General features: G+C 64.5%; 12 protein-coding genes. 6 read left to right on the top strand and 6 right to left on the bottom strand.

Annotated features, from left to right (window positions below; translation table 11 throughout):
* Window positions 1-2: 2 nt before the first annotated feature.
* Genes C7G42_RS09095 through C7G42_RS09080 form a run of 4 tightly spaced genes read right to left on the bottom strand, consistent with a single transcriptional unit; the run spans window position 3 to window position 4931 of the window.
* Complete coding sequence (locus C7G42_RS09095; protein ID WP_106948580.1) at window positions 3-1331, bottom strand: NAD(P)/FAD-dependent oxidoreductase; 1329 nt, start codon at window positions 1329-1331, stop codon at window positions 3-5.
* A 54-nt stretch (window positions 1332-1385) separates the two neighbouring features.
* Window positions 1386-2261, bottom strand: a complete 876-nt coding sequence (locus C7G42_RS09090) for an ABC transporter permease (protein ID WP_106948579.1) — start codon at window positions 2259-2261, stop codon at window positions 1386-1388.
* A 3-nt stretch (window positions 2262-2264) separates the two neighbouring features.
* Window positions 2265-3215, bottom strand: coding sequence for an ABC transporter permease (locus C7G42_RS09085; RefSeq protein WP_106948578.1), 951 nt, complete (start codon window positions 3213-3215; stop codon window positions 2265-2267).
* Window positions 3216-3242: 27 nt separating this feature from the next.
* Window positions 3243-4931 (bottom strand): peptide ABC transporter substrate-binding protein, encoded by a 1689-nt coding sequence (locus C7G42_RS09080; protein ID WP_106948577.1) that lies wholly within the window; start codon window positions 4929-4931, stop codon window positions 3243-3245.
* 219 nt (window positions 4932-5150) lie between these two features.
* Between C7G42_RS09080 and C7G42_RS09075 the strand changes: the two genes are divergently transcribed.
* The 3 genes from C7G42_RS09075 to C7G42_RS09065 all read left to right on the top strand — a co-directional run bounded on the left by C7G42_RS09075 (window position 5151) and on the right by C7G42_RS09065 (window position 8619).
* The gene (locus C7G42_RS09075) at window positions 5151-5783 is read left to right on the top strand and encodes a cupin domain-containing protein (RefSeq protein ID WP_106948576.1); all 633 of its coding nucleotides are present in this window, start codon (window positions 5151-5153) and stop codon (window positions 5781-5783) included.
* A gap of 128 nt (window positions 5784-5911) precedes the next feature.
* On the top strand, window positions 5912-7780 hold the full coding sequence (locus C7G42_RS09070; protein WP_106948575.1) for an ATP-binding protein: 1869 nt from the start codon (window positions 5912-5914) through the stop codon (window positions 7778-7780).
* A 164-nt stretch (window positions 7781-7944) separates the two neighbouring features.
* Window positions 7945-8619, top strand: a complete 675-nt coding sequence (locus C7G42_RS09065) for a hypothetical protein (RefSeq protein ID WP_106948574.1) — start codon at window positions 7945-7947, stop codon at window positions 8617-8619.
* A 54-nt stretch (window positions 8620-8673) separates the two neighbouring features.
* On the opposite strand, the gene C7G42_RS09060 is transcribed toward C7G42_RS09065, so the two are convergent.
* Window positions 8674-9699 (bottom strand): AraC family transcriptional regulator, encoded by a 1026-nt coding sequence (locus tag C7G42_RS09060; protein WP_106948573.1) that lies wholly within the window; start codon window positions 9697-9699, stop codon window positions 8674-8676.
* Window positions 9700-9888: 189 nt separating this feature from the next.
* Here C7G42_RS09060 and C7G42_RS09055 point away from each other — a divergent pair, with 189 nt between their 5' ends.
* The 3 genes from C7G42_RS09055 (at window position 9889) to C7G42_RS09045 (ending at window position 13085) form a co-directional block, all read left to right on the top strand.
* The gene (locus C7G42_RS09055) at window positions 9889-10338 is read left to right on the top strand and encodes a cupin domain-containing protein (RefSeq protein ID WP_106948572.1); all 450 of its coding nucleotides are present in this window, start codon (window positions 9889-9891) and stop codon (window positions 10336-10338) included.
* 100 nt (window positions 10339-10438) lie between these two features.
* The gene (locus tag C7G42_RS09050) at window positions 10439-11929 is read left to right on the top strand and encodes a flavin-containing monooxygenase (protein ID WP_106948571.1); all 1491 of its coding nucleotides are present in this window, start codon (window positions 10439-10441) and stop codon (window positions 11927-11929) included.
* Window positions 11930-12017: 88 nt separating this feature from the next.
* Complete coding sequence (locus C7G42_RS09045) at window positions 12018-13085, top strand: hypothetical protein (protein WP_106948570.1); 1068 nt, start codon at window positions 12018-12020, stop codon at window positions 13083-13085.
* 134 nt (window positions 13086-13219) lie between these two features.
* Here the strand turns inward: C7G42_RS09045 and C7G42_RS09040 are convergent, their stop codons facing one another.
* A complete protein-coding gene (locus C7G42_RS09040; protein WP_106948569.1) occupies window positions 13220-13990 on the bottom strand; it encodes an outer membrane protein in 771 nt (256 codons plus the stop codon).
* Between the last annotated feature and the right edge of the window lie 54 nt (window positions 13991-14044).

The raw sequence follows: 14044 nt of genomic DNA, 5'->3' as shown, positions 1-14044 counted from the left end.
CCTCAGAACGGGCTGACCGGCGCGAGCCGCCGGCCGTCGATCATGCGCTTGTGGCTGTAGGGCTCGGGATCGACCAGCGGCGTCGCGCCGGTGACGATGTCGGCAGCAAGCTTGCCGGCGGCGGGGCCGATGCCAAAGCCGTGGCCGGAGAAACCGGTGGCGAGGAAGAAGCCGGGCAGCGCATCGATCGGCGAGATCACCGGGATCGTGTCCGGCGTGCAGTCGATGGTGCCGCCCCAGGCTTCCGCGATCTCGATGTCCTTGAGTTCGGGATTGGCCTTGATCAGCGACGCCAGCGCAGCGTTGACCAGCGACATGTCGGGCGCGGGATCGCGCACGCGCTCGGTCTCGAATGGCGACGGCTTGTCGAAACTCCAACTGGTGCCGCGCATGATCTGGTCGAGGAAAGACTTGCCGAGCGACAGCTTCAATCCGTTCTTGCGATGAAGATAGGTCGGCCAGAAGGTGCGCGCATAACGGAACAGATCGGGCGACAGCTCGACAGTGCCGCGGTTGCGCAGCGCCAGCGTGAAGCCGCCGTCGAGGCGACGGCGGATGCAGTAGAAGTCGGTGCCGAGCGCACCCGAGGTGATCTCCGGACCCGGCGTGGTCCGGCACGCGGTGGCGTTGACGAGACCGATCGGCAGCTCGATGCCGTGACGGCGGCAGAACAGCGACGACCACGCGCCGCCCGACAGCAGCACGGACTGCGTGCGGATGGTGCCCTTCTCGGTGACGACGGCGCTGACCTTCCCGCCCGTCGTCTCCAGCCCGCGCGCGGCGCAGCCCTGATGGATGGTGACGCCGTGCTTTCGCGCGGCGGTGGCGAGCGCGGGCACCGCCATCGACGGTTCGGCCCGGCCGTCACTCGGCGTGTGCAGCCCGCCGACCCATGTGTCGGTATTGCCCGGCATCCGCTCGGCGACCTCGGCCGGCGTCAGCACGGTGGAGTGCACCTGCATCTCACGCGCGACCGCGGCCCAGCGCTCCCAGCTCGCAAGCTCGTCCTTGTTCTTGGTCAGAAACAGCACGCCGGTGCGGCGGAAGCCGGCATCGACGCCGGCGTCGTTCTGCATGTCTTCCCACAGCCGCAGCGCCTCGCGCGCCAGCGGAATCTCCTCGCGCGCGCGGCCCTGCTGACGGCACCAGCCCCAGTTGCGGCTCGACTGCTCGCCGCCGACATGGCCCTTCTCGACCAATGCGACGGAGAGGCCCTTCTTTGCCAGATGATAGGCCGCGGAGACGCCGATCACGCCGCCGCCGATGACGACGACATCCATCTGTGTCGGCAGGCGTTCGTCGCTGTTTATACGGTTGAGCGGCGGGGACATGGGCACTCCTGGAGTTCAGTTCGACCGAGACTTTGCTCGTCATGAGTTTACAGATCACGGGATGTTCATGCGCGGATCGAGCGCATCACGCAGCCCGTCGCCGAGGAAGTTGAAGCTGGTCACCGCCAGCGTGATGGCGAGACCCGGCGCGATCGCGAGCCACGGCGCGCTGGTGAGATAGATCTGCGCGTTGTTGAGCATGTTGCCCCAGCTCGCCGCCGGCGGCTGGATGCCGTAGCCGAGATAGCTGACGTAGGATTCCAGCAGGATCGCTTTCGCCACGTTCAGCGTTGCCGCCACCACGATCGGCGCGATCGCGTTGGGCACCAGTTCGCGGAACATGATGCGCAGGTTCGACGAGCCGAAGGCGAGTGCGGCGACGGCAAATTCGCGTTCGCGCAGCGAACGGACCTGGGCCGCGACGACGCGGGCTACGGCCATCCAGGCCGTCGCCGCGATCAGCACGGTGGTGGTGACGAGACCGGGCTCGGTGAGCGCTGCCAGCGCCAGCAGCAGGAAGATGGTCGGGAAGCACAGGACGGCATCGACGAGCCGCATCAGCACCGCGCCGACCACGCCGCCATAGAAGCCGGCAAAAGCGCCAACGACGATGCCGACAGCCATCGCCATCACCATCGCGACGATGCCGATTGATAGCGAGACGCGTCCACCCATCATCAGCCGCGCCAGCACGTCGCGGCCGAGCTCGTCGGTGCCGAGGATGTGCGCGCCGGAGAGCGGCGGCGCGAACCGCTTCATGATGTCGATATAGGTGTCGTCGAACGGCAGCAGATACGGGCCGAACGCCGAGCCGAGCACCAGCACCAGAATGATGACGGCGCCGGCAAGCGCCAGACGATGCCGGCGGAAACGCCGCCAGGCCGCCTGGCCGGGCGCGAGCTGGACGGTGGAGAGGGTTGCGGTCGCCATCGCCTAGCCCACCCGGATGCGCGGATCGACGACGGCATAGAGGATGTCGGCGAGCAGCGAGCCGATCAGCACCATCGTCGCCGAGAACATCAGGATGCCCATCACCACGGGATAGTCGCGATAGCCGATGGAATCGAGGAACAGCCGCCCCATGCCGGGCCAGGTGAACACGGTCTCGGCCACCAGCGCGCCGCCGAGCAGCGTCGGAAACTGCAGGCCCGCGACGGTGATCATCGGCAGCAGCGCGTTACGCAACGCGTGCACGGTGAGGATACGCCATTCCGGTATGCCCTTGGCGCGCGCGGTGCGGATGTAGTCCTGGTTGATGACCTCGAGCATCGAGGAACGCATGAAGCGGCCCCACATCGCGGTCTCGACCAGCGCCAACACCATCGCCGGCGCGATCAGATGATGCAGCAGGTCGAGGAAGGAGCCGTCGCCGACGGTCTGCCGGTTGCCGGCCGGCAGCCAGCCGAGCTTGACCGAGAACACGTAGATGGTGACGAGGCCGAACCAGAAGGTCGGGATCGACAGCGCGATCATGGCGCCGACGGTCGCGAGCGTGTCGAACAGCGAGTATCGCCTCAGCGCGCCAAGGATACCGATCCAGCATCCCAGCAGCACCGCGATGATCGTCGCCGTCGCCATCAGCTCGAGCGTGGCGCCGAGATGCGAGGAGATCACCGCCAGCACCGCCTCGCCGTCGCGATAGGACTTGCCCCAATCGCCCTTCAACATGCGGCCGAACCAGTCGAGATACTGGACCGGAAGCGGCCGATCCAGCCCAAGCTGTTTGGTGACGCGGTCGAGATCCTCCTGCGTCATCTGCGCGGAGGCCGCGAATTGCGACAGCGGCCCGCCCGGGGCCAGATGCAGGATGGCGAAGCCGATCGCGGACACGATCACCAGCAGCATGATCGCCTGTGCCAGGCGGTTGACGACGTATCGGGCCATCTCAGGCTGCCCAGCGAACCCTGTGCATCAGGCCCAATACCATTCGCGGATGTTCCAGCAGTTGCTGGAGGTGTTGATGTTGGGTCGGAAGCCTTGCAGCCCCTCCTTCACGCCCTCGGCGATGAAGCCCTGGAACAGCGGCAGGATCGCAAGGTCGTTGCGGATCAGTTTCTGCAGATCGCCATAGATGGTCTTGCGCTGCGCGATATCGAACTGCCTGGCGCCTTCGGCCAGCAGGCGATCGGCTTCGGGGCTCTTATACTGATAGGTGTTATAGCCGCGGCCGCCCTTGGCGGGAATCGCGCCGGAGCCGAAGCGGGGCGTCACGTCGGGATCGCTGCCTAGCATGAAGTTCACACCAACGATCACCGAATTGAACTTCGACTGCTGCCAGAAGTCGCCCCAGATCACCGCAGCCGGCATGTTGTTGACGCGCATCGCAGCGCCGATCGCGCGCCAGTCCTGGATCAGGAGCTGCTGGGTCTGCTCGCGAACCGCATTGCCCGAGGTCGTCGAATTGGTGAATTCGAGCTTGACGCCGCCTTTCTCGCGCACGCCGCCGGAGCCGCGCGTCCACCCCGCCGCATCGAGCAACGTGTTGGCCTTGGCGGGATCGTATTTGTGCTGCGGCAGCCCCTGCTGGAACGACCAGGCCTGCTGCGGCACGCAGCTCTCGGTCTGCGTCGGCAGGCCGTAATTCAGCGCGTCGATGATCGCCTGCTTGTTGATGGCGAGATAGAGCGCCTCGCGCACCGTCCGGTCGGCGAAGGGGCCGAACTCCAGATTGGGCGCGATGTGCTCGACCGACGACGTCGAGGAGACGAATATCTTGCGGCCCTTCAGCGTCTTCGCTTCCTGCACGAAGTTCGGCAGGATGCCTTGCAGGCCGGTGTAGTCGACCTGCCCGGTGCGGAACTGGGTGTAGAGGACGGTGAGATCCGGAATGTATTTGAAGACCACGCGTTCGACGTACGGTCCCTTGCCGTGATAGCCGGCATGGGCGTTCAACTGGATGTGGTCGCCGGGCACGCGCTCGCCCCAGCGGAACGGCCCGGTGCCGATGGGCGCATTGTGGAACGGCGAGGCATTCGGATCCGACAGCTTCTCCAGGATGTGCTTGGGCACGATGAAGGTGAGCGACAGGATCGACATGTAGGGCGAATAGGGCGCTTCCATCCGCCAGTGGATCTCGTCGGGCGCGACGACCTTGATGTCCTTGACGAGACTATGGCCGACGCGGTTGCGCACGCGGAAATCGGGATTGTTGATCAACTCCAGCGAGAACTTGACGTCCTCGGCCGTGAACGGCGTGCCGTCGTGCCACTTCACGTCGCTGCGCAGCTTGAGCTTCCAGGTCAGGCCGTCGGCCGACAGTCCGCCATTCTCGATGGTCGGGACTTCGCGCGCGAGGTCGGGTACGAATTTGCCGTCGGGCTCGATGTACCAGAGCGGCGAAAACACCTGCCACCAGATGCCCTGGTCGACCTCGATGCCAGGCATCAGCGGATGAAAGACGGTCGGCTCCTGCGACAGCGCCGCAATCACCTGTCCGCGCGGCTTGTCCGGCGGATTGGAGGGACGCTCGGTCTGCGCAAAGGCGCTGCCTGAAAGGCTCCATCCTGCGGCGGCGCCAGCGCCGAGCTGAAAGAATTGTCGGCGATTCGGAATGCCGAGATGCAGTGCCCCAACGCCGAACTTGCCGGTGTCGTCTGCCATGACCACTCTCCGTTGTCGCACGCGGCACCGTCTCCCGCGCCCCCGAAAACCCCGGCAAAGGGACAGGAGTGGGCTTTAGTGCTTCTAAATTTTTGCTTCAAAAGTTCATCATGACTAAATACAGCTGTCAATCACATTGCTAGGATGCACGACGTTTTCACTCCGACTAAAGCCCTGGACCGATCTGGCCCGGGCCATGATGATGCATGGGAGAGCGGCATGGATGGTCGCGGCGATACCAACGGTGCGAAGGACGCCCCGACGATCGAGGCCGACGATACGGTCGACCAGCGCCTCGGCGAGACCGTGCGGCTGCTGCGCCAGCGCGCCGGGCTTTCGATCCAGGATGTCGCCACCAGGACCGGCCTCTCCAACGGCATGATCAGCCAGCTCGAACGCGCGCGCGCCATGCCCTCGATCCGCACGCTGCGCCTGCTCAGCATCGCGCTCGACGTTCCCATCTCTTACTTCTTCGAGACCAGCGATCCCGCCGACGTGCAACGCTATATCGTGCGCAAGAACAGCCGGCGGCTGCTGCGGCTCACTGCCAGCGGCGTGGTCAAGGAAGCGCTGACGCCGGCGGACAAAGGCCAGCTCGAGCTCTACGAGCTCACGCTCAATCCGGGCGCCTCCTCCGGCACCGACTTCCTGCAGCACACCGGCGAGAAAGCGGGCTACATCCTCTCCGGCAGCCTGCGGCTGTGGCTCGACAACCAGGCCCATGTGCTGGAAGCCGGCGACAGTTTCCGCTTTCCCAGCACCGTGCCGCACATGTTCGACAACCCGACCCAGCAGGTCGCGCGCGCGATCTGGGTGACGACGCTGCGCCAGACCGACTCGCCCGCAGGTTGAATCGCTGCCGCCCGGTACCGCCGGATTTACCCTCGACGCCGCCCCATTGAATCTGTAGCTCACGTGAGACCGGAGTCGTCTGCCGGGCGGACATGGGGGTCCGTACCGGACGTCGTTGGTAGGAGACCATGAGACCCAGGGGGCTTCTGACACTCGCGATGGCTGCACAGGTCGTCGTGACCGCAGCGGCCCTCTTCGCCTCCTATGCCGTGTCCGGACCCGGGTTCGGCATTGCCCAGGTCGCGGCCTTCATCGCAAGCGCCGCCGTTGCAATTGTGCTCGTGCGGCTCTGCATACGCGCGATCGAGCGGTCGGAGGACAAGCGCGCCGCCACGCAATCGGCCGAACTGGCGCAGGCCCGCAGCGACACCGCACAGATGATGCAAGCTGTCATCAAGACAGCGCTCGATGCCTTCATTCAGATCGACGACAGCGGCGCCGTGCTGGAGTGGAGCTTTCAGGCCGAAGCCCTGACCGGATGGACGCGCCAGGAGGCGCTCGGCGCCGACGTCGTCGATCTCATCGTCGCCGGGCCGCTGCGTCCCGCCTTGAGGCAGCGCATGGCGCGGTTGGTTCCGGAGTTGTCGGACGCACCTTCCGGCCTGCGCTTCGAGCTCAACCTGATCCACAGGAACGGCGACCAGATCCTGGCCGAGGCGTCCAGCACGGTGTTGCGGCTGGGCGGACGCGTCATCGTCAACACCTTCGTCAGGGACATCACCCGGAAGCGCGCGGCCGAGGAGCAGTTGGTGCAGTCCCAGAAGATGGAGGCGGTCGGGCAGCTCACCGGCGGCATCGCTCATGAATTCAACAACATGCTCACGGTGATCACAGGCACGATCGAGATCCTCGCCGACGCCGTCAGGGACAACCCGCCGCTTGCGACCATCACCAAGCTGATCAGCGAGGCCGCCGATCGCGGCGCCGCGCTGACGTCGAGCCTGTTGTCCTTTGCCCGCAAGCAGGCGCTGCAGCCGGCCGAGATCGACGTCAACCAATTGCTCGAAGAGCTCGCAAAACTGCTGCTGGCGACCTTCGACAAGAAGATCGAGATCGTCACCCGGCTCGACCGCAACGTCTGGCTCGCCTACGCCGACCGCGGTCAGCTGAGCTCGGCACTGCTCAACCTCGCCATCAACGCCCGCGACGCGATGCTGGACGGCGGCAGACTGACCTTCACGACACGCAACGTCGTGTTCGGCGTGCGCGAGGCGGTCGCGGTCGGCGCCGGCTATGCCGGCGACTATGTCGAGATCGAGATCGCCGATAGCGGCAGCGGCATTCCCCAGACCATCCTGGAGCGGATCTTCGATCCGTTCTTCTCGACGAAGGAGGTCGGCAAGGGTACGGGGCTCGGGCTCAGCATGGTGTTCGGCTTCGTCAAGCAGTCCGGCGGCGGCATCAAGGTCGCGTCCGAAGAAGGACGCGGCACCATCTTCACACTCTATTTGCCGAAGGCGGAGGTGAGCGCTCTGCGCCCGACCGGCTATGACGACCGCAAGATCGTGGGGGGCAAGGAAACCGTGCTCTGCGTCGAGGACGACCGCGACGTCCGCAACTACGTCATGGTCCAGCTCGAAGGCCTCGGCTACAAGGTCATCCCGGCCGCCAATGCGACCGAGGCGCTCGCGATTGCGGCCGAAGGCACGCCGTTCGACCTGCTCTTCACCGACATCGTGATGGCCGGCGGCATGAACGGACGCGAGCTCGCCGAACAGATGGTGGCGACGCGGCCGTCACTGCGCGTGCTGTTCACCTCGGGCTACGCCTACGATTCGCTGCACACGCAGGGCCGCGCCACCATGGGCGCACCGCTGCTCCGAAAGCCCTATCGCAAGGCCGAACTCGCCCGCATGCTGCGCCGCTGCCTCGACACGGCGGTGGATTCCGCAGGCGACGCCATCCCGACGCCCTATTCGGTGCAGGCGGATGTCGAGGCGTTCCTGCGCAGGCAGGCGGCGGAGGACGACGGCACGAGGAAGCCGAGAAAGACATAAATTTCCGCCCACGGTCCCGAAGCGTATCGGCGCCTGCCTATTCACGATTTTTCTCTTGCAACCTTTGCGAGCGCCCTGAATATTGTATGGCGCCAATCTACTATTTCGGATGCCACCCCTTATAGAATCCAAATTTTTATTCAGCATCATTCAAGGATCAGCCCATGACGAGCGTCGCTGACCAAAATAGCCAGACGAACATGCAACAATTTAAGGAGCAAACGCCGAACACCTATAAGTGGGCACTAGGAGCAAGTGGTCTGGTCGCGGTGGCGACTACGGCCGCGCTGTCCATAGTCCCCGAAGTTGCCGGTTACGCGATGGCTGGCCTGTTATTCTTCATCTTGTTGATGTTCATCGTGGTCAACTTGGAAATTGGAACGACCACAATAGCCAGCACCAATCCTCTTGCCCAGAATGCGCAGCTTCAAGTGAAGGTTTTATCGTGGTTTGCGACCGTCGCTCTCATCTTGGGAGCGACATCGATCATGTCGTCGATCCTCTTCGGATGGCCACTGCAGATATCAATTGCAGAAGACACGGGTTCAAAGAAATTCCTCGATTCCATCAAGCGCTATGATCTTCCGAAAAGCACCATAGAGCGACTGCCGAACGGTGTCTGGCAGGAAAAGCTCCTGCGGGATAACTCCATTATGTATAAATACACAGAGACAAACTTTACGCCGCAATTTCTGACATTGTGGGATGAAAAGCGGAACGTAACTGTCAGGATCCCGACACGAGGTGGCATGCTCGAATGGTCAATCAACGACAAGTTCAAGGACTGCGACGGTCAATATTGCTGGGGCGACGTGAACCAAGCGACAATGTTTAGATGATCTGTATAATCTAGCTCCAACCTTCGGCGCTTATCATCTGGAAAAGCTAGCTCCTCAGCTCATCCGCCGCCGCAGCGTCGCCGAGGGTGTCTCGCCGAATTTTTCGCGATAGGCGCCGGCCATGCGGCCGAGATGGGTGAAGCCGAGATCGAAGGCGATGTCGGTGATGGAGGTGTCGGGCGATCCTTGCGCGAGGCGGGCGTGGAGCCCGGCGAGACGCATATCGAGCAGCATCTGCGAGATCGACAGGCCGAAGTGACGGCGGAAGCCGAGCTGCAGCGCGCGGATGCCGATGCCGGAGGCGCAGGCGAGCTGCGCCAGGTCGAGCGGCTCGCCGGCATTGTCGGCAAGATGGTCGCGCGCCGTGCGGAGCGCGCGCGGCAGCCGCTCGGCCTGCCCGGAGAACGTTTGAATAGCATCCGACAGGCCATGGCGCTGGCCGTTGAGCAAGCGATCGAGCAGCAGCTCCCGCCAATCGGCCATCGCGACCGCCGACAGCCGGCCGGAAGGGCCGAGACGCTCGGCAAGCATCATCAGCTCGGCGAGGCTGGTTCGCAGAGCCCGCCCGCCCGGCGCGTCCAAATCGATCATTGGACCGAACTCGACCGTGCCCGACACCCTGCCCGACAGCGCCGCGGCGCGCTGCTCGACCATGCGGCGGTCGAACAGCAGGATCGCCTGCGCGCAGTCGCGCCACATCATCCGCGTCGGGATCGTCGGCGACAGCAGCGACGCTGTCCGCCCCGGCACCGCCTCGAGCCCGGTCGTCCCGGCGCGAATACAGGCCGTGCCCGCGAGTGGGACTTGCACCAGGAAGAAGCGCTCGAGGCAGCCGGGATCGATGCCGACCGATCCGCCATAGGCCACGTAATTGATGGAGAAGCCGTCGAAGCCGGCGCAATTGTGCCGGGCGGAGAAGCCGGAGGCGCGCAGCCGTGCCGGCTTGAGATCGTGCGGACAGAAGATGCGTCCGATCTGCTCGGCCGCCTCGTCGACATCGTCGGTGGTGACGCGGGCGAAATCCGCGAGCCGTTCCGCCGCGGGAGTCCTTGCGCTCATTTCCAGCACGGCTGCGGACATGGTCGACCACGCTTCGCGTCACGGAATTGCTTTAAGCCTATAATAATCCCCCGGATCCGGAAAGGGCGGCGTCGGCAAAATCGTCATGCTGCACGGCAGCAGGCTCTTCGCGGATTCGTTTAGCGGATAGACAGGCGCCCCTTTGATGGCCGAAGCTCCAACCTCGCCGGAATCCAATGGGAGCATGCGATGACTGCACTCGAAAAAGGCATTACCGCTAACGGCACGGGCTATGGCGGCAAGAGCTGGAACATTCTGGGCCAGGTCTATTTCCCCAAGGCCGTCACCGACTCCACCTTCGCGTTCGAGACCAACAGCGATCCCGGCCAGTTCGTGCCGGTTCACATCCATCCGACCCAGGACGAGTTCATCCTGGTGCAGGAAGGCACGCTCGACCTCAAGCTCGACGGCGTCTGGGTCAAGGCTCACGCCGGCGATCTCGTGCGCCTGCCGCGCGGCATTCCGCACGGCTATTTCAACAAGTCCGACAAGCCGGCCCGCGCGCTGTTCTGGGTCTCGCCGATGCAGAAGCTCGAGGCGCTGTTCGAGCAACTGCACAATCTGACCGACCCTGCCGAGGTCGTGCGCATCTCGGCGCTGCACGAGGTCGATTTCCTGCCGCCCGAGGCCAACGACTAGCCTCCTCTCCATTCATCGGCTCGCAGCACCGCCGGCCGCACCTTGCGGCCGAACGAGGCCGCTTGCGCGCGAAACACACACATCGATTGCGAGCAATCCCATGGTCAGCCCCAAGCATGTCTGCGTGATCGGCGCCGGCGTCTCCGGCCTTGCCGCCGCCAAGGCGTTCTCCGGCCGCGGCCATCGCGTCACCATCGTCGAGCGCAGTGGCGATCTCGGCGGCGTCTGGGAGCCGGCGCGCTCCTACCCCGACGTGCAGACCCAGAGTCCCAAGGAGCTCTATCGCTACACCGACCGCGCCATGCCGGAGGCCTATCCGGAATGGCCGACCGGGCCGCAGGTTCACGCCTATCTCGCCGACTACGCCAGGAGCTTTGGTCTCGACCGCATGCTGCGCCTGGGCACCGAGGTCGCCGGCATGGCGCGGCGCGCCGACGGCAAGCCGGGCTGGACGCTGGCGCTGAAGGCCAAGGACGGCACGAGCACGAGCGTGGATTTCGATTTCGTCGCGGTCTGCACCGGCCAATTCAACGAGCCGCGCGAGCTGCATTGCCCGGGCGAGGACGGGTTTGTCGCACAGGGCGGCCAGATGCTGCATTCCTCGAAATACGGAGATCCCACGCTGGCGAAAGGACGCCGCATCGTCGTGCTCGGCGGTTCGAAGTCCGCGACCGACATCGCGGTGAACGCGGTGAAATCGGGCGCGCGCGAGGTGACCATCGTGATGCGCGAGCCGGTCTGGCGCATCCCCTATTTCATCGGCGGCCTCGTGAACTTCAAGCGCATCCTCTACATCCGCGCGCAGGAGGAGATGTTTCCGGGCTGGGGCATCAGCGCGATGGGACGGCTCGCGTATCGCATCGCCGCGCCGCTGGTGTGGGCGAACTGGCGCGGGCTGGAGAGCCTGCTGAAGGCGCAGCTCAAGCTCGGCCGCTGCAACAGGGGGCCGAAGGAGCGGATCGAGGACGGCGTCAACTGCTCGGTGCCGATCGCAACGCCCGGCTTCTATCCGATGGTCGCCGACGGCCGCATCAGGGCCGTGTTTGGCACGTTCGACCATTATGACGGCGACAGTATCGTGATGAGCGGCGGCGAGCGCGTGGGCGCGGACGTCGCGGTACTCGCGATCGGCTACAAGCTCGGCGTTCCGTTCCTGCCCGAGGCCTACAAGCAGAAGCTGGTCGATGCTGACGGGCAGTACCGGCTCTACCGCCTGATCGCCAATCCTGATTTGCCCGAGCTCGGCTTCGTCGGCTTCAACTCCTCGTTCTGCACCGTGCTCTGCGCCGACCTCGCTGCCAACTGGCTGGTTCGCTATGCCGACGGCCAGCTCGCCAACCAGCCGACGGCGCGTCAGATGCACGACAACATCGAGATGATGCTGCACTTCAAGCGCGTCGAACGGCCGGCCGCTGGCGTCTATGGCGGCCTCTGCGTCGCGCCCTATCACTACCGCCATTTCGACGAGCTGATGGCCGACATCGGTGCGAAGAACCAGAAGCGCGGCGGGCTCAAAGGACACTTCCAGCCGCCGGATGCGGACGCCTATGCGAAATTCCTGGCGACGGCGCCGGAGTACCGGGCGGCATAAGAATTCCGGCTGAGCGGGATTTGCATCTCGCCAGCCCTTGCCTCTGACGCTTACGATCTCCCTGGCCATCGAATCGACAGGAACAGCCATGGGATCCAGATGTCTCGCAATCTTCGCGGCTGTTGCCTTCTTCGTCGCGGGGCCCGCCGTCGCACAACAGCGCGCACTTACACCGAAGCAATCCGAGGCGCTCGCCGCCTATGAGCGGGCGCTCGCCGACTTCAAGTCGGTCCTCGCCGAGCGGCGGCGCCAGCTCGAGGCGAAGCAGCCGCTGCCGAACCTGCCCGGGCAGGCGCTCTATCTCGCCCGCGTCGCCGTGATCAGCACTTACAAGGATCTCACCGATGCCATTCCGTCGCGGATCGGGCGGCCCAACAAGTTCGAGATTCCGCCGGCCTATTTCGACGCCGAGATCGAGCCCCTGATCGACGAATATTCGAAGTTGTTCGACGTCATGGAGGCGCCGCCGGCCAATGCGCAGAATTCGGCGACGCCGTTCAAGGACGTCGTCGATCTCGCCACGGTGATCGCGCGCGCCAAGGGACTTGCGCCTGACCACGCAGCAGCCGCGGGGCGCATCAGCCTCGGGCTGTTCTTTGCCGAGACCAACGGCAAGCAGAACGCCCGCAACGGCCGCTCGAACACCTATATGGGCAGCTTCCAGACCGGGCCCTCCGAAGACCGCAACGGCTACAGGAAATGGCAGGCCATCAAGGGCGATATCGTCGCGATCGATCCGGCCTTGAGCGCGCGCGACGAGAAGGAGGAGGCCCGGGCCCGCGGCACCGATCTCCGCTTCAACCACTGGACCAACGTGCGCGACGGCTTGATGAACGCGCATGCGGATGTGTTCCGCGAGATTCCTGGAATCGTGAAGACGCTGCCTGACCCGATCGACCAGATGAAGCTGTTCGAGCTGATCCAGATCGTGCCGACGCCGACGCGCGCGGCGCTGAAGTCGGGTGATCTCCTGAACTATGGGGTCTCGAGCCCCACGGTCATGAAGCACCTGCGCAACAACAGCATCTTTGCGTTTGGACAGGCCGACCGGGCGAAAACCTCGGCCAGCTACCGCGAGATCCTCGCGGCGATGTGGCTGTTCAACCGCAAGTTCGAGAAAGCGATGGCGAAATACGCGGAGATCAGGGGGCGGTAGTATCGCGCCATGGAATCTTGCCGGTTTGCCATGGCCGTTCGTGCGAAGGGCGACCGGCTTGACCGGTCGCCCTCCTCCCCATTTTCACGTCGCCGGGATCAATGATGACAAATCCGCGGCCGGACCAGTGGTCCTCAGTAACGCGACAAGCCCGGCCCGCCGAAGCGATAGTTGATGCGCGCAGTGACGATATCGAGGTCCTGACCGATGCTGTTGGTCGTGGCAACCCCGGCAGGGGCGGCCGCAAAGCCCAGAGTCCGACGATCGAGGAAGATGTGATCATATTCCACGCCAACCGACCAATTGGGAGCGAAACCGTACTCCACGCCGGCGCCGACGGTAGCTCCCCACCGCGTGTCGCTGCTGGAGTTGATCAACGCATTGGTTGCCGTGAAGGTGTGGGTGTAGCGACTATCCACCACGGCCGCGCCGCCCTTCGCATAGAGCAGCATGTTGTTCCAAGCCCAACCGACTTGGCCCGTGAAAAGACCGAAGGCACGCACCCGGGAATTGATGGTGAGGTCGCCCGGCGCGAACACGAAGGCAGGCGACGACACCCGCGATCCGTTCAAGTCGGCCCAATCACCCTGCGCCTCCAATCCGAACACCCAGGACGCCGACTGCCAGCGATATCCAACCTGACCGCCCGCGACGGCGCCGTCTGCATCGTGACATCCCTCGCTTGCCGCAGCGGGCACACCTGCGAAGCTCACGAAGTCCCAGCAGTTGCGGCTGGTGCCGTATCCCCCGTTGCCGCCGATGTAGAAGCCGCTCCAATCGTAAACCGCCGCGACCGCGGGCGGCGGCGCTTTAACGTAGGGCCTTGCCGCCATATCAGCGGCGTGAGCCTGGGTACTCAACGCCAGTGCCGCCACTGCGACACCGGCAAGCATTATTTTTTTCATGTCTGGTCCCCTTGGGCTGAAATGCCATAACAACTAGACACCATTGAGCGGCGC

This window comes from Bradyrhizobium sp. MOS003, assembly GCF_003020125.1.
In the GTDB taxonomy this organism is placed as follows: domain Bacteria; phylum Pseudomonadota; class Alphaproteobacteria; order Rhizobiales; family Xanthobacteraceae; genus Bradyrhizobium.
This window is presented reverse-complemented; position numbering and strand designations above follow the sequence as displayed.